We start from the raw sequence: 16,275 nt of genomic DNA, 5'->3' as shown, positions 1-16,275 counted from the left end.
GGACGGGTATGGGAGTTCTGGAGAAATGCGTAGATGCTGTTGAAGGTGCAATTGAGTACCTGGCACGCCATCTCATAAATAAAGACATGACAAGCTACTGCGAACTGATGACCGCAGTAGGTGTGACTGATGAAGATATTCGACGTTCTCCAGATCTGAAGGCCCCGTACACTTTGGTCAACAATGGATACTCTCTGCTGACTGTTTTTGACCTACAGGGCACTTTTCAGATGCTCTCTGAGGCCGAGTTTACGGATATGATCGAGTCGCTACGTATCCGTATGACCGGTTACATGAAGCGTTACGGGCATTCACTAACCTTTTCCTTTGAGCGCGATCCAGAACGCGCTAAAGATGAGTTGATGCGACTCGCAGAACCGTTGCTGAATACAGCACGTCGGATTGGGCTCGATACTGAAGACATTATTTTAGATCGAGTCATGCGAAACTATCCCCTGTGCTCCTGGGAACAAAATATTCTTGTTGTGTATACCCACTTAAGCGCTATGAGTTCTGAGGAACAAAAGCGAGAACTGAATGTGCTGACTAAAAACATAGCTAAGCATAATGTTCCTCGTACGCAATTTGGCCAAAATCCAGCGTTTGCTCTATCAGCGTTGAAATATCGTCATGACACTATGGTCAAGCGCATACAAGATGATTTTGCAAACTGCGGAGTCGATGGGCAAAAAGGGATCATGATGAAACCCTTGACTGCGCATGAGGCAGTTAAGCGCGTTAGAATTATGATTAACCGAGAAGGTACTTCTCAGAAATTCCGTCCTTCTCTACCTGGTGACCGTCATATTCCGAGTGGCCCAGAACGTGCTGACGACTATTCAGATCTGGTGCCTCCGCGTTTGAATTATCAAATTTGCAGCAACAATGCTGAGCCAGATGGCAACTTCATTCGTACTGCAAGACTCTGGCATGGCTCTTTCGGCATGGAACTTGGCCCACAAGATCCTCTGCCATTTAAGGAGCTCTTTGGTGCAGTAGATCGGGTCGTTCCATGGCGCATTCGATTTGACCTGAATCCTAATGGGCTAAATGAGGTACGGTTTCGCCGAATGATTGCTGGTTTCGTAGGGCTACTGCCGAGCAACCGCTCGATACGTGAATCATTTTCGGAGTTGGAGAGAATTCAAAAGGATGATGCCGTTCTTTCAATGAAAGTGTCAGCTTCCACATGGGCGGAAGATAAAGATATTGTTAAGCAGCGTATGTCCTCCATGGAAAAATCTCTACAGTCGTGGGGTTCATGTCAGGTTAGCCAGAACCATGGCGATCCTATGGCTGGACTTGCGTCAACAATTCCGGCATTCACCACCAAGAACGATGCGAATCGTTTGCTGGTCCCCTTAAAAGATGCATTGGCTTTGCTCCCCCTACAACGGCCAGCAACTCCTTGGGCAGAAACAGGGTCTTGGATCCTCAGGACGCCTGAAGGAAAAATTTATCCTGTAGGTTTAGGTAGCAGCATCCAAGATACATGGATTGAACTGGTATCAGGGATACCTGGCTCCGGTAAGTCGGTGACAGTTAATACCATGAACAACGCGGCAGTCCATCGTCCAGGGGCGATCCAACTTCCTCTGATGACGATCGTTGACGTTGGTCCTTCATCTTCCGGTCTTATCCAAGTAATTAGAGATTCGCTTCCTGATCACCGCAAGAACGAGGCGGTATATCTTAAACTCCAAAACAGTGTTGATTACGCGGTAAATCCCTTCGATACCCAGCTCGGTGCCCGTGAACCAACAACACGCGAACGGGAATTTCTCGTCGATTTTCTTAACTTGCTATGCACTGATACCGATATCGGCCGTGCACCTGCCGAGGTTTCGCGTGTTAATGAGCGTCTTCTTACTCTGGTTTACGACGACAGAGCTGAGAACGGGGCAAATCAATATGAACCAGAGGTCGTCCCACTCGTTGACAAGATCCTTTTGGAGGCCGGAATTCTAGCGGAACACGACGAAAAATGGTGGTCCACTGCAACGTGGTATGAAGTGACTGATATGTTGTTCGCGGCCGGCTATGTTAAGGAAGCAACTATTGCTCAGCGGCAAGCATCGCCAGTATTGGCTGACTTCAACGCGATGCTGAACAACGAAAGCATTCGACAAATGTTTGGGACCATACAAACGAAAAGTAATGAACCATTGCTCAACTACATGTCACGTTGTTTTGTAGTCGCTACCACAAGCTTTGCCCTTTTTTCTGGACGAACCAGGTTCGACTTGGATGCAACAACCCGTGTTATCTCAATCGATCTTAACGACGTAATAGGCTCGAAAACTGCAGAAGGCGCTATTAAAACGTCCTGTATGTATCTCTTTGCAAGGCAACTGGCCGCAAAAAACTACTTTCTCCGTGAAGAGGAATTGGTGAAGGTCGTTCCTGAGTTGTATGCGGAATATCACATCAAACGTGCAGAGGATGTGGCGTCACAACAAAAGATCATTGCTTATGATGAATGGCATAACACTGATGGGCTTGAAGCTCCAGTTCAAACCGTCATTAAAGATGGTCGGGAAGGCCGGAAATGGGGTATCCGCATCATTGCAATATCCCAGTTTATGAGTGACTTCCCAAAACCCCTTTTGGACGCATCGACGTCGGTATACGTTTTGCGCGGGGGAAATAGGAGTGATGAAAAAGTGCTTCGTGAGTCCTACCAGGTCTCCGACCAGACCATTAGCGAGCTTCATCGAAAATGTGTCGGTCCTACAGAAGAGGGCGCGAATATGCTCGCCATATTCAAAACCAACAAGGGCACCATCACCCAGATCCTAACCAACACCACCGGTGCTTTGGAGTTATGGGCGTTTTCTACAACTCAGCAGGACGTTTCGTTACGAACTGCGTTGTACAACCGGCTTGGATCGATGGCTGCACGTAAGGTTCTTGCCGCAAGGTTCCCCCTCGGTACCGCGAAAACTTACATTGAGCATCTGGAGCTGCAAGCCGGCGCAGAACAAGCGAAATCGGTAATTATGAACATTGCGGATGAGCTGACTGCCGAGTACCTAGCCAGCCGCCAGGCAGGAGCATCTATCTAATGAACGCACTCAAGTTTTCCCCTCTTGCAATTGCAATGCTGACGGTAGGAATGTTCGCTTCTAAGCCTGCCTATGCAATTTGCGACGGGTGTGTGGTTGGCGCGGTGGAAACTGCAAACCTCAGTATCACATTGGCCGTTGCCGCCACTACGTCAGCTGTAGGAGCCATGGCAACCTCCGTAAACACAATGCTGTACCAAGTCGGAACGGCTGTAACTCAGGGCAGCAGCAAGGTTGCTAATACCGTCGAAACTGCAGCCCGGGTTGATAGGGAGTTCGCAGCGACTCAAGAAAAGAACCGTCGCTATGAGGATGCACGTCAGCGTTACTACGTCTCCAATGCAATTTGCAGCGAATCCGGTTCCGGGGGGGCTATAGATGTCAAAGCTGGAGTAGCAGCTATCAAAACTACTATGCGTTCTGGTGGTGGCGGCAAAACTGAAAATCGAAAAATTGCACAAGCGCTGACGTCGCCGGCTGCGCCTAGCGAGATCGATTCCATGCGTTCAGCAAGTATCCATGCTGACTACTGCGACACGGACGATTACGCAGCATATGGTGGGGCAACTGCGTGCCCGTCTGTGTCAGGCACCATGCCTGGCGCCGACAAACGCCTTGACTCCGTAATGATCGGCGCCGGTCCTAACGGAAAAGGTGCCGATCTCACCTTCTCACAAGAGCAAACTGACGCTGCACAGATGTACACCCAGAACTCTGCTCGGCGATCGATCGGCAGCCAGCTTCGCAAAGGTGAAGCAGAGAGCGAAGCGGGCTCGCAGTACATTGGCCTCATGAATCAGTACAACTCCATACTCTCGGCTGCTACTGATCCGCAAGACCAGCTGGTCGCTGATAGCCAGCCAAATCCTGCAACCAAGGATCTGCTTGTTGACACACTCAAGTCCTCCTCGGCTCAAGCTTACTATTCCAAAACAGCGTCAACTCAAGCTAAAGCCACCGGCACAATGTCGGCTCGGGAGTTTGAATCTTTTGAGGTCGGACGTCGGTATGCCAATACCGACTACCAGGCAGATCTGCAGAATATGGAAGGCGACAACCTGCTTCGTGAACAAATCCGGGTGCAGTCGCAGACAAACTGGTTGCTGCTTGAGCTGCGCAACGATGTCCAGCGTGGAAACGTGATTAACGGCTTGAACCTCGCAAGCAGTGCACGCTCGGAATTTGAGCCGATCCTGAGCCAAAAATACCGGGCTGTATCTGGCCATATGGGAGGTAGCAACTGATGACGGAACAACAGCCTTCAAAGTCAAAACAAGCTGCTTCTGTAGCGTTGCGCATCCTTCTCCCATTCTGGTCCATGAAGCAAACCGTACGGCTTGCAAAGCAGGAAGCTGCCAAAACAAAAGAGAATTGGGCAACCATCAAAGAAATGTCAGCGGAAGCTAAGCAGGCGTTATTGCGCGGCGAGGGTGAAGAGTCCGCAGAAAGTGAACCGCTGACGTTCGAGGAAGCGATGGCCAACCGCAAGCCTGGCGCAATGTCTGTAGATCAACTGCACCTTTATTTCTTGCGCAGGAAGCGTGCTGCGCTGCTTGCTGGTTCAATATTTTGGGTGTTGGGATTGATCGGAATCATTACCGGGAGCATCGATGGTTCCACGAAAACAATCATTCAAAGTTGCTTGTCAATTGTGGCTGCTACTCCTCTTTTGTTTGCCCTAGCTTTGAGTGCTCAGCTGCGCTTGTGGCAATTGGAAACCCGTCGTCTTTCAGTAAGTGAAAACGGGGGTTTCAATGACTTTCTGAAAGCAAATCCAAACTGGTTGCTTAAAACGCTGAGCCCTCAATACGGCAAGTCCAAAGGAGCACAGCTATGAAAGCCATTGCTAATAAGTGCATTTGGTTCCTGGTTGCATGGTTGGTGTCCCTTCCTACTTGGGCAGCGGACGGAACAACGATCAGTGAAATATCAGCCGCGGCTAAAAGAACTGGGGACAAGTCCCGTGAAGCCCTGGTGGCAATTTACGGCAATGTCGTCAACAACCCATTGGCTGGGGGTGACACCAGTGGCGATACAATCCTTGCAAGCATTTTCCAAGTTTTCAACGGCGCGCTGTTGGTAGTTGGGGCTATCTGGGCGTGCTATATCGTGTTCCGCAAGCTAACCCGTACGGCTCATGACGGCTCAGTATTCGACAAGCAGCAATCGACCATCTGGGGGCCTGTACGACTGGTTTGGGGTTTGGTCTCATTGGTGCCTACAGCTAGCGGCTGGTCGTTATCCCAGTTGTTGATGCTCTGGGGGGCCTCTGTCATGGGTATCGGTATTGCCAACCTCGGTGTAGATAGCGCGATGAGTGCATTTACCGATGGAAAATCAATGGTCGTTCAACCCGTCATGCCTTCGACAATTGGTCTTGCGCACAGCGTTTTCGAGGCAAATCTTTGCCTTCACGGTATCAATGCGGGCATTGCTCAAGCTCAAGCAAGCGGAGCCTTAGTGACTCAAGGTGGATACGTCCAGCAATCAGCAACTCAAAGCGGGTTTATTCTCAAAAACTCGAGCTTTGTCTGTGGTGGGGCAGATATCCAAGGTGATCTTGAACCCCAGTCGGTTTCCACTGACTGGTTCGGTGGCACCATTGATGTATCGGATATTCGCAAAGCCCATCTTTCTGCACTTCAAGCCATGCAGGCAAGCCTAAGCACCACGGCTCAAAATTTCGTCAATGCTGTGATCCAACGTCAATCAGGGAACACTACATCCCTTCCCGATGTTGAAATGGCGCTTCAATCTGCATCGCAGGCATACGAGAACTCTGTTAACAGCGTGGCGGCAACCAAACAGGGCAATATTGGTGAGTTGGCCAGCAAGATGAACTCAAGCATCAAAGAGGCGGGATGGTGGACGTTGGGGGCTTGGTACCAAACGTTCGCACAAGCAAACACTAAGCTTTCGGATGCTATGGCTGCTAAAGCATCAGTGTTCGGCATGTCCTCTAGTGGGGATCCAGCCATTGTTAACGTCTACGCATCTGCTATGACGGCGTACAAGGCCCAGCAGGAGACCTCAACCTTCACCAGTACCTTGGGCACTCAATCCAGCGGTGACTATTCCAAAGGAGCTGGTGGTGCCGATGCAGGGAGCATCATTGGCAGTATCTTTTCTGCGCCTGGTCAACGGATTGTCAATTATCTTGTCGACGTCAATGCCGGTGGTGAAGGCATGGGCCAAGTGAATCCGCTAATCAAAATGAAAAACCTTGGCGATTACACGATGGTAGCGGCCGAAACGGCCTTGGGTGGATACGTAGCTGCTAAAACGCTTGAAAAGGTAAAGGATGGCTGGAGTATCGCCGGGGCATTCTCGAAGGTTGCGAACGCAGTAAGCTCTGTTGGTGATGCGCTTTCAGGGGTGCTTGGTGCTGTAGGCCCATTCATTATTATGCTCATCATCGCCTTGTTCATTCTGGGCGGAACTCTCTCGACCTACCTTCCAATGGTGCCATTCATTATCTGGTTTGGCGCTGCAGTCAATTGGCTGGTTGTGGTTGGCGAGGCAGTTATCGCGGCACCTCTTTGGGCTATTACTCACCTGAACGGTGAAGGCGATGGGATGGGGCAGAAGACTACCCACGGCTACATTTTTCTGCTCAATGTGATGGTGCGACCCATTCTTATGGTTCTGGGCTTTTTCCTCGGTGGAGCAGCTCTGATTGCAGGCGGCACGCTGCTTAATCAGTTGTTCGGTGTAGCGCTGGCGAATGCTCAATTCGATTCGACAACCGGGCTGTTCTCAATCATTTTCTTCCTGACTATCTATTGCTCAATGTGCTTGAACCTTGTGCATAGCTGCTTCAACCTAATCATGATTGTCCCGGACCAGGTCATTAACTGGGTAGGTGGCCACGCTTCCGCAACCATGGGTCGCGATGATAACGAGAAGATGAAAAATGCCATGAACGTGTTCGGCAGTAAGCTAGAACATCTCGCGCCGCGCCCCGGGCCTTCTGGAGGTACCAATAAAGGGACAAAAACTGGTGACGGTATAAGATCCTAAGAATGAATAATGGGGCCTCGGCCCCATTATCTATAGTGCTGTTACCTGTCAAGTGGTCGTGGTAGAATAAAATTATAGATTCCGTATCGTGTACTTGATACGAAAACATGGAGATCATTATGAATATTGCATGGTGGGTTCTTCGACCGTTTTACCTGATGGGGCTGGTACCAGTCGTTCCAATTGCCTTGATCGCCTGCTTCGATTACCGCCGTGACCCCGACGTTGCAGGCATGTTGATTGTTGCTGGACTTCTCTACGTTGCGCTCGGTTACTTTTTGTTCGCTGCAGCCCCAAGCATGTTGCGGCGGCGCTTGGAGCGACGTGTAGATAGTTACAAACGAGAAGGGTTCAAACCTCGTTACGAAGCTTTCTCCGTGACCTACAACCGTTATGTAGGTTTCGATCCGGTGTTAAAGAAGGCTTTGTACTTCGATATCACCACGGGTGGGGTGATGGTGGATTTCGATCAGATCGATAGCTGGGAGTTAAGCCCCGATAAAAGCCCTCATCCGCTGCTCAGACTTGTTACCCGCCTTCCAGATCTGAGGGAGATTGGTGTGAGAATCAATCGTCCAGGGGCTTGGAAGTCCGACATGCACACGTTGTTCGGGTAAACCCGTACGACCGTTCAACTCAAAGGAATGGAGCTTTCCATGAAGTTTAAACTGACTGCGCTTTCTCTCGCAGCTTGCTGTCTCATGGTCGGGTGCGACAAACCAAAAACAGACCACACAGAGCCTGCTGATTCTTCTGCCCCGTCTTCATTGCTGAACAGCCCGAAAGTCAGCACTACGCATCAGCCTAACCGCCCCCATGCAGCACAGGCTCCTAGCTCCGCTGATACCTCAGTACCTCTGAACGAGTACGTCGACCTCAATACTCTTCCAGGTGGTCAGGCGCTCACGTACCTGGTGCTGGCCAAGTCTGCCAGCAACACGACAACCGAGCAGAAATTAGGTTGGTTATCCCCGGAATACCAAGCTACCTCAGACGGTTTCAAAAGACAGGATATCGAAAAGGCTAAATGGCCTGCGATACAGACACATCTGAACGGATACGCCAAAAACGACTATTACTCTCTCCCGATTAAAGGCTCTTCGGTAACTGAAGATATGGGGATACAAAACGTCATGGTGGGTCCCTACGACTTCGCCAGTTCTGCATTCCCGATCAACAGCTACGGCCAGTACTGCTGGGCTAACCCGGTGCGGAATACCGTGGGAATGAACCTTCAGATCCAGCCATCCCAGTTCCCCTGCAGCATAAAAGTTGCAGACAAAGATCAAGCCCGGGAGATTGAGCAGGCGAGGGCCCAAGGCACGCTTGATCTGCGAGGTACGCTGTACCTGTACATTCCCAAGTCGTCCGGTATGACAGCCGCTGGGGAGGTTGTGCACGGTGTCATCGAGCTGCGTGATCGTCAGTCTTCCAAAGTACTAACGACCGTGGATTTGTGATTGCTTCCGTACTCGAAACATCAGCCCCCCAGAACGATTAAGAAGGAGCCGTAAAGCATGAGTGCATTGAGCGTCCAAGACTGGCAGGCGGTCCTGAAGGAGATCGCAGACCAAAAACGTCATAGGTTGACTGGTAGTGAATACAAGGAGCTGGTCGGCCTCATAGATGCCCAGCCAAAGGACGTAGAAAGCCTCGTTCAAACCAGAAAGCTAGTCGCTCAGCTGGCACAACATCAAGGAGCTGATGCTCCAGCTCCTTTCCGGGATATTGGACATAATCGTGCATTCCAGGTTGAGTCGTTGCCGGCAGCGCCCGCAGAAGGTGATGATCGTCTTCGCGAAAGAGTGATCAGCGGCTCACGGATCTTCGCTTCCCGTGAATACAACCATTCTTCTGAAGCCGCGCATCTCAATGAGCGCGGTGAGATGGGGCGATTGGTGCACGGCCACCGTCTCGATGTCATGCATAACACTGAGGGACCAGGTGACAGGTTCGACGTGTTTCAGGTCAAAACCTCAACACACATTCCATACAGCACTGGTATTCCCGGTAAGCCAGTAGACGGTGAGCGCAAGGCGCACGGGCAGTTCAATACATTCGCCGAGGCCGGTGCAAGCATCGATGAGACGGTAGGGGTTAAACGCCATTCACAGCTGATCCGTGAGCGCCAAGCTGAACACGGTATCCATTTCAAAGAAGCGCCACCTGCAGTTCCTAAGGCACCTCGACCTGCCTAGAATTCTTCGGTCCATTAACCGCCAATTCAGGCGGTTTTTTTATGCTCTATTTCTTTAAAGGGAACCTAAAGATGGCGTGCGAGGCACAAATCTTCGGCGGCTACGTAGAGGCGTTCAGTCGTCGGCGCGGCGGGTTGGGTCGCCCTTGTACTGCCAGCGCTCAACCAGCTGTGCGGTCCAGTCCTCACCCAGTCGGGCGATGGCCTCAACAATGGTGTCATTGCCGGCAGCCAGCAGGTCGGCGCGGTTGGCCGCGAGTACGACATACAGGTACTCCCCGCGACTCAAGACGCCAAGGCCCTTGGTATCGCCCTTGGCCACGCGCAGCGCCAAGGCGTCAAGGTGGTCGAGTAGTTCACTGCTCATCATCAAAACCCTTTCTGCTGGCTGACGCGAAACCCGCGCCTTGGTACGGCAAAAGGCCCAATGGGCCGTGGTGCAGCGATCATTTCCTAGTTACAGCGCGCAGTGTCAGTGTTTCCTTCGATAACTCGCACAGGCTTGCCAACCTCGCGTTCGATGGCGGCTAGATGGCCCCTTTGACGATCAACAATGTGAAGTTCAACCAACCGGATCAGCTTACGCAGCTCGTAAAGACGATCAAAAGGAAATGAGATAGCGTACTGCAGGTGTAGCATAAGTTCCCCTGGCGCTTCCTCTTCACGAACCGTCACCGTCTCGAACTCGTTTTCGTCATTATGGGCAACGTAGGTATGGCGCAAATCCATGATTTTTTTGTGTTGATCCAGGCACGCGGTGTCAGATTTAAAAATCGAAGAAGCTTCCAGCTTTTGCCGTCCCTTCCCAGCACTCACAAAGCATTTCGCATACGAGTTGACCGCACTTTTAAAGTGTCCAAAAAACTCAAGGATCGGGGTGTACGAGTTCCATAGATGAGGATGGCCAAGCTCTTCTGCTTTGCTGATGTAGTAGCTGGCTTCATGAATCTGCCGCATCAGATGGATCTGACTTTTATAGCTGCTCAACGCGCTCATAGAGATTTTCCTATCTGTATCTACGCGAAAGTGCTCATTGGGATTTGTCACCAAACGACCAGCTTTTTGGTTTGGGCCGAATTATGTTTGCCTCACTCCGAGGACATTCTAACGAGTTGCTTGCAGTGGCTAGATTCGAGCATGCTGGGCTTGCAACTTCCTTCTTGTCGTCCTTACAGCCTGCCAATGCGAAAAAGAGAATGAGTGAACAGTTGGCAATGAGTTTCTTTCTACGCATGTGACTTCCTTAGTATTTTGTATAAACAGCTCTAAAAATATGCATCTCGAATCGTTTTAGGAGGGCCTTCATGGTTCGTTTCCGTAAACTCAGCGGGAATATGTCCTATCGGAGCTTTTATAGCGCTGGAGCAATGTTTCCAAGAACACGGTCACGACCGAATCGTCTTGGAGAAACGCCGTCACCTGTTTCTTTTCGTCCTCATCCAGGTCCGTCGTATCCTCGGCAAGGGTACCCGCCCAGTCCGAAAGTACGTCCTGCCACTGAACATCCTCCTCCTCCGTTATCCCGAAGTGCTCTTGTAGCCACCCATAGGCTTCAAGTTCGCCGCCGAATCCATCCGGACCCCAGACGCGATCCATTTCAGCAAGCACTGATTTGATTAACTCTGATCTGATTAGGCGTGTCATTGCTTGAGGTCCGTCCTTTGCGAAATTGCACTCTACTTGACCACCCGTTTGCGAGCGGTGTCTGGTAACTGGGGGTAATTACTGACAGTTTTAGCAGGCTAAACGAGTCCGAGCCAGGCAGTCGCCTTAAAACGGTTTTGCCTGGATAGCCGCAAGGGCCAATTGCTCCCCCATCATCCATGCCGCCGATACTTGGCACCGAGCCTCCACAAAGTCATGCACCTTTGAGAACTCGTCGGCTAGGTTGCGTCTAAAGATCGGCTCATGGTGGGCAATTCGGTTACGCAGCAGGCGGATCGTCTCCAGATCCGTTGCCATCCTCAACCTATGAGCCGAAACCGTCTTTGTCTGGTCCAGGTTCGGGAACAGAGTAAATAGGTGGGTGTTCCAGATCCGTTGATCATGGCGGCTCGTAAACATCTTTTCCCAGAACACGAATTTGAGTTCGACAACAACGCGATCCGTGGTACGGAAGCGGGTACGCGTGTTGATCAGGTCCTGCCGCTGCTGGTAAACAGGCCCCTTGGCAACAGGGAGACTGTTCTCAAAGTTTTTGTCCCAAGGCCAATGAGCTCCGTAAACCGCCGTCAGTGCATCCGAAACGGCATTGCGTACAGCCACCTCGCAAATGTGGAGCGGGGTCAGCAAGGTGCCAGAAACGTGTGCGTTCCAGGCGTACAGTGTCACTGCGTCCTCGGGGGAGAGCCCTGCTGCCGCAGCTGCAGCCTCGTAGGTTGCAAACCTTGCCGGCGACAAAGCGAGACGGATAGCAGGCGCGATAAGTTGAGCAAGCGTTGACGACAACCGCGAATATCCTTATATTAGGTCCACTAGCCGAGGGAAACGAGGGCGAAAGCCTCCACCCGCGGACATATGAAAGTGCTTTACGAAGAACCCACCTATCGGTGGGTTTTTTCGTTTCTGGCGCCGAATTTACCAGCAATCCTTTAAAGCCTCCAATCCCAAATGTTGTGATTGTCTGGCTTAGCCAAGGACATATCCTATCCTTGTTGGTGATATCTAGGGGTTTGGGGAGCAATGGAACCAAAAACCAACGTAAGCCCGACTAGCTCCGTTCAGAGCCCTCTTCCCAGGCATCCGACTCGATAAAACCATTGCGCAACTTGACCACCTATTGGCGCCGTTATTGACCAGCCGGCTGCATTCTTGACCAGTTATTTGCATTCGGAGTGACCAGGAGGGGGGCAATAGAGAAAACGGAAAAAATCGTACGCTAAGGCCAAGCGTGTTTTGCTAATGAACTGTGCTAGCAGACAAAACCAGCGGCTAGCACAACATCGATTACTTGCATTGCGACACCCAGTACGAATTGCACGGTACTCCAGTCGTTTTGGGCAGCTATAAAATCGAATTTCGTTATCGAAGTTCGATTATTATGGATTAATCTGTGGAAAATCAGGTAGGCCAACGCATGACTAATACCTCCACCGATGACCGCAGCCCATGGTCGGTTTTTCTTATTTTTCTACGCCTTGGATTGACCTCCTTCGGCGGCCCCATCGCACACTTGGGATATTTTCGCGACGAGTTCGTCACGCGACGGCGCTGGTTGTCTGAACGCAGCTATGCTGATTTAGTGGCGCTGTGCCAATTTCTTCCAGGCCCAGCAAGCAGCCAGGTCGGCATAGCGTTGGGGCTATCACGGGCTGGATATAGCGGGGCGCTGGCTGCTTGGACAGGCTTTACGCTGCCTTCGGCCGTAGCTTTAATCCTGTTCGCGCTGGGCATTTCCAACTATGGGGATTCCGTTTCGCCGGGCGCGTTGCATGGCCTAAAAGTGGTGGCCGTTGCCGTAGTCGCCCAAGCGGTATGGGGCATGGCGCGCAACCTGTGTACGGATGGGCTGAGAGTCACAATAATGGCGATTGCCGCCTGTGCTGTCCTGCTCGTACCGTCCGCGTGGGGGCAGGTTGGTGTGATTGCTGCCGCAGGCATCATAGGCCGACTATTGTTCAAGCCAGCACATACTGTTGAGCACGACCCACTACCTATCACGGTCAGTCACCGGGCCGGCGCACTTTGGCTATCGTTATTTTTTGCCCTGCTGATTGGCCTACCGATCTTGGCAAAATTGCTGCCAAGTCCAACGATGGTGGTAGTGGACGCCTTCTATCGTGTGGGGTCACTAGTGTTCGGTGGTGGCCACGTTGTGTTGCCGCTGCTGCAAGCCGAAGTGGTGTCCTCCGGCTGGGTCAGTAATGAATCCTTCCTCGCGGGGTACGGGGCGGCTCAAGCGGTGCCCGGCCCATTGTTCACATTCGCCGCGTTCCTTGGTGCTTCGATGAGCACCGCTCCCTCTGGCTGGGTCGGCGGTATTGTGTGCCTACTGGCTATCTTCGCACCCTCTTTTCTGCTGGTTGTGGGAGCCATGCCATTTTGGGAGCGCCTGCGTCGCAATACAGGCATGCAAGCCGCGCTGGCTGGGGTCAATGCGGCGGTGGTTGGCCTGCTGCTGGCCGCGTTCTATCACCCTGTATGGACTAGCGCCATATTTCAGCCGCAAGACTTTGTCTTGGCCCTGGTCGCCCTTGTCGCACTGATGTTCTGGAAGCTCCCGCCGTGGCTAGTTGTCGTCGGCAGCGGTGCAGCGGGTTGGCTGTTGAGTATCGCGCTGTGAGGCACGAAAAATGACAGATAAAGACCTGTACGGCGGGTTGATCCGCCTGCACATACTTCACCATGCAGCCGAGAAGCCCGTCTTCGGACTGGGAATCATCGAAGAACTGCAACGACACGGCTACGAGCTGAGCGCCGGGACGGTATACCCAATGCTGCACGGGCTGGAAAAGAAGGGCTATTTGACCTCACGCCACGAACGCACCGGGCGACGTGAACGGCGTGTCTATGAGATCACTGAGCAAGGCCAAGTTGCGCTGGTCGAGGCACGTGCAAAGGTTAAGGAACTGTTCGGCGAGTTGATCGAAGGTTGCTGAGTTTACGGCTTCAACTCGGCGTCAGGCGGTTCACTGGCACCGCGTCAGACTAGGGCCGCTTTCTGCATTTTCTGACGCCAAGGCGTCAATCTCTATGGCCTCAACCTGACAGGCCGAATGCTTAGCGTACGATTTTTTCCGATTTCTCTATCGACCCCAGGAGGATCTGAATTGATCTCTCCACCATGTGTACACTGCCTGACAGCGGAGTTCGTCGCGGTTTAATCTAGAAAGACTTGCCCTAGGGAGATCAGCACGGCTGGAAGAACTGACCCAAACGAGGCAGCAGGTCGCATTTGACGATATCTTCACTGTATACTTTATCGCTCAGCCATACCTCTTGAGCTACAGGAACACCAGCATGACTGTACTCCAAACGATCTACTGGCAGCCTACGCCGCCTTAGCGCTACGCCCCCTCGCAACATCTCGCTTCCGCTAGTTTCGCTCGCGGTCGCGTACTGCTGTATGCCCGGTTTTTACACCCAAGGCACACAGCCAAATAATCCTCACAACTTGAATTCGTATCGACGCGCTCGCCATCTGCCTGGTGTGCGTGTGGTGCATTGCCTTGGATATTCTGATGCTGCAATCGCTCAAACAAACGTGGTTTTCCAACGTCCGTGGAGACGTGCTCGCGGGGATCGTGGTCGCGCTCGCGCTGATCCCGGAGGCCATTGCTTTCTCTATCATTGCCGGCGTCGACCCCAAGGTCGGTCTCTACGCCTCCTTCTGTATCTGTGCTGTCATCGCCTTCGTCGGCGGTCGACCCGGCATGATCTCGGCAGCTACCGGTGCGATGGCACTGCTGATGGTCACCCTGGTAAAAGATCACGGGCTTCAGTATTTGCTGGCAGCCACCTTGCTCTGCGGGGTGCTTCAAATCCTCGCTGGATACCTGAAACTGGGCTCTCTGATGCGCTTTGTTTCGCGCTCGGTAGTCACAGGCTTTGTGAATGCATTGGCGATTCTGATTTTCATGGCGCAGTTACCTGAATTGACCAACGTGACCTGGCACGTTTACGCCATGACCGTAGTGGGCCTCGGAATAATCTATCTGTTTCCGTATGTACCGAAGATCGGCAAGCTGATTCCCTCGCCGCTGGTGTGCATCCTGGCCCTGACGGCCATTGCTATTTACCTCGGTCTGGATATCCGCACTGTGGGTGACATGGGCGAACTGCCGGACACGCTGCCGATTTTCCTGTGGCCTGAAGTCCCGCTGAACGTTGAAACTCTGCGCATCATCTTCCCGTACTCAGCCGCTTTGGCCGTAGTAGGTCTGCTTGAGTCCATGATGACCGCGACCATCGTCGACGATTTGACCGATACCACCAGCAACAAAAACCGTGAATGCAAGGGTCAAGGCATTGCCAACATCGCTGCCGGGATGCTCGGCGGTATGGCAGGCTGCGCCATGATCGGCCAGTCGATCATCAACGTGAAATCCGGTGGACGTACCCGTCTCTCCACATTGTGCGCGGGCATTTTCTTGCTGCTGATGGTCGTTTTCCTCGGCGAATGGCTCTCCAAGATCCCGATGGCTGCATTGGTTGCTGTGATGATCATGGTATCCATCGGCACCTTTAGCTGGGATTCCTTGCGCAATCTGAAAGAGCACCCACTGTCGACCAACCTCGTCATGGTCGCGACCGTTGTGGTGGTCGTGGCAACGCATAATCTGGCTTACGGCGTGTTGGTCGGCGTACTGCTGGCTTCGTTGTTCTTTGCGAACAAGGTCGGACATTACCTCGATATCAAGAGCAGTCTTGAAGAGACGGAGTCGCATCGGACTTACCGCGTGGTAGGCCAGGTGTTCTTCAGCTCGGCAGACAAGTTCACCGAAGTTTTTGACTTCAAGGAAGCGCTCAACAAGGTCACCATCGATCTGACACAGGCGCATTTCTGGGATATCACCGCCGTCGCCGCGCTGGATAAAGTGGTAATCAAGTTCCGTCGCGAGGGCGCCGAGGTTGAAGTGCTGGGTCTAAATGAGGCCAGCGCCACAATCGTTGACCGCTTTGGCGTGCATGACAAACCTGGCGCCATCGACAAGCTCATGAGCCACTAAGGAGATCGACAATGACCCACGTAATGGCATGTAGGGGTCGTCTTAGAAAACGGAAAATAAAGCACGTTAAGCTGGCTGCAGCGGCCGTAGCGGCCTGAACTTGCCCGCGCCGATCTTGGCGTTGCTGCGCCAGAGGTAATCGCCAGTCAGGTTGATGTGCTCCCAACCCAGCGGCGACAGATACTGCAATAGAGAGTCATCAACGGGCTTGCCGTGTCCACGCAGGGCATTCGCGGCCCGTTCCAGATAAACCGTGTTCCACAGCACGATGGCTGCCGTCACCAGGTTGAGGCCACTGGCCCGGTAGCGCTGCTGCTCGAAGCTG

Annotated in this window: 15 protein-coding genes; 10 read left to right on the top strand and 5 right to left on the bottom strand. The window is 52.4% G+C overall.

Translation table 11 applies throughout. The features are described from left to right. The first annotated feature begins 8 nt into the window (after window positions 1–8). From RGV06_RS25240 to RGV06_RS25210, 7 genes are all read left to right on the top strand, one after another. Window positions 9–3,065: a hypothetical protein gene (locus RGV06_RS25240; RefSeq protein ID WP_322152020.1), complete on the top strand. Its 3,057-nt coding sequence runs from the start codon at window positions 9–11 to the stop codon at window positions 3,063–3,065. Further along, window positions 3,065–4,309, top strand: coding sequence for a conjugal transfer protein TraW (gene traW, locus RGV06_RS25235; RefSeq protein WP_322152018.1), 1,245 nt, complete (start codon window positions 3,065–3,067; stop codon window positions 4,307–4,309). Before RGV06_RS25240 ends, traW begins: the two co-directional genes overlap by 1 nt. Then, entirely contained in the window at window positions 4,309–4,902 is a 594-nt protein-coding gene (locus tag RGV06_RS25230) for a hypothetical protein (protein WP_322152016.1), read from the top strand. Before traW ends, RGV06_RS25230 begins: the two co-directional genes overlap by 1 nt. Continuing rightward, complete coding sequence (locus RGV06_RS25225; protein WP_322152015.1) at window positions 4,899–7,085, top strand: DotA/TraY family protein; 2,187 nt, start codon at window positions 4,899–4,901, stop codon at window positions 7,083–7,085. The genes RGV06_RS25230 and RGV06_RS25225 overlap by 4 nt, the downstream gene beginning before the upstream one ends. A 119-nt stretch (window positions 7,086–7,204) precedes the next feature. Further along, window positions 7,205–7,702: a hypothetical protein gene (locus RGV06_RS25220; RefSeq protein ID WP_322152014.1), complete on the top strand. Its 498-nt coding sequence runs from the start codon at window positions 7,205–7,207 to the stop codon at window positions 7,700–7,702. A gap of 39 nt (window positions 7,703–7,741) precedes the next feature. Next, window positions 7,742–8,545: a hypothetical protein gene (locus tag RGV06_RS25215; protein ID WP_322152012.1), complete on the top strand. Its 804-nt coding sequence runs from the start codon at window positions 7,742–7,744 to the stop codon at window positions 8,543–8,545. Window positions 8,546–8,602: 57 nt separating this feature from the next. Then, window positions 8,603–9,283: a hypothetical protein gene (locus RGV06_RS25210; RefSeq protein ID WP_322152010.1), complete on the top strand. Its 681-nt coding sequence runs from the start codon at window positions 8,603–8,605 to the stop codon at window positions 9,281–9,283. Between the two features lie 114 nt (window positions 9,284–9,397). Here RGV06_RS25210 and RGV06_RS25205 read toward each other — a convergent pair whose 3' ends face one another. The 4 genes from RGV06_RS25205 to RGV06_RS25190 form a co-directional block, all read right to left on the bottom strand. Then, complete coding sequence (locus RGV06_RS25205) at window positions 9,398–9,649, bottom strand: hypothetical protein (RefSeq protein WP_322152009.1); 252 nt, start codon at window positions 9,647–9,649, stop codon at window positions 9,398–9,400. Between the two features lie 86 nt (window positions 9,650–9,735). Further along, a complete protein-coding gene (locus RGV06_RS25200) occupies window positions 9,736–10,278 on the bottom strand; it encodes a hypothetical protein (protein WP_322152007.1) in 543 nt (180 codons plus the stop codon). A gap of 327 nt (window positions 10,279–10,605) precedes the next feature. Further along, window positions 10,606–10,926, bottom strand: a complete 321-nt coding sequence (locus RGV06_RS25195) for a hypothetical protein (RefSeq protein WP_322152005.1) — start codon at window positions 10,924–10,926, stop codon at window positions 10,606–10,608. A gap of 126 nt (window positions 10,927–11,052) precedes the next feature. Then, the gene (locus RGV06_RS25190) at window positions 11,053–11,730 is read right to left on the bottom strand and encodes an Abi family protein (RefSeq protein WP_322152003.1); all 678 of its coding nucleotides are present in this window, start codon (window positions 11,728–11,730) and stop codon (window positions 11,053–11,055) included. Window positions 11,731–12,358: 628 nt separating this feature from the next. On the opposite strand from RGV06_RS25190, the gene chrA reads away from it, so the two are divergent. The 3 genes from chrA (at window position 12,359) to RGV06_RS25175 (ending at window position 15,950) form a co-directional block, all read left to right on the top strand. Beyond that, window positions 12,359–13,564: a chromate efflux transporter gene (gene chrA / locus RGV06_RS25185; RefSeq protein ID WP_031318243.1), complete on the top strand. Its 1,206-nt coding sequence runs from the start codon at window positions 12,359–12,361 to the stop codon at window positions 13,562–13,564. A gap of 10 nt (window positions 13,565–13,574) precedes the next feature. After that, on the top strand, window positions 13,575–13,880 hold the full coding sequence (locus tag RGV06_RS25180; RefSeq protein ID WP_017335982.1) for a PadR family transcriptional regulator: 306 nt from the start codon (window positions 13,575–13,577) through the stop codon (window positions 13,878–13,880). Window positions 13,881–14,462: 582 nt separating this feature from the next. Further along, window positions 14,463–15,950, top strand: coding sequence for a SulP family inorganic anion transporter (locus RGV06_RS25175; protein WP_017335983.1), 1,488 nt, complete (start codon window positions 14,463–14,465; stop codon window positions 15,948–15,950). Between the two features lie 66 nt (window positions 15,951–16,016). Here the strand turns inward: RGV06_RS25175 and RGV06_RS25170 are convergent. Then, a partial coding sequence (locus RGV06_RS25170) for a Tn3 family transposase (protein ID WP_322152001.1) occupies window positions 16,017–16,275 on the bottom strand: 259 nt, incomplete at its 5' end.

The organism is Pseudomonas sp. CCI3.1, assembly GCF_034313985.1.
GTDB classification, from domain to species: domain Bacteria; phylum Pseudomonadota; class Gammaproteobacteria; order Pseudomonadales; family Pseudomonadaceae; genus Aquipseudomonas; species Aquipseudomonas psychrophila.
The sequence above is the reverse complement of the archived record's forward strand: the minus strand, read 5'-3'. Positions and strand labels throughout refer to the sequence as shown.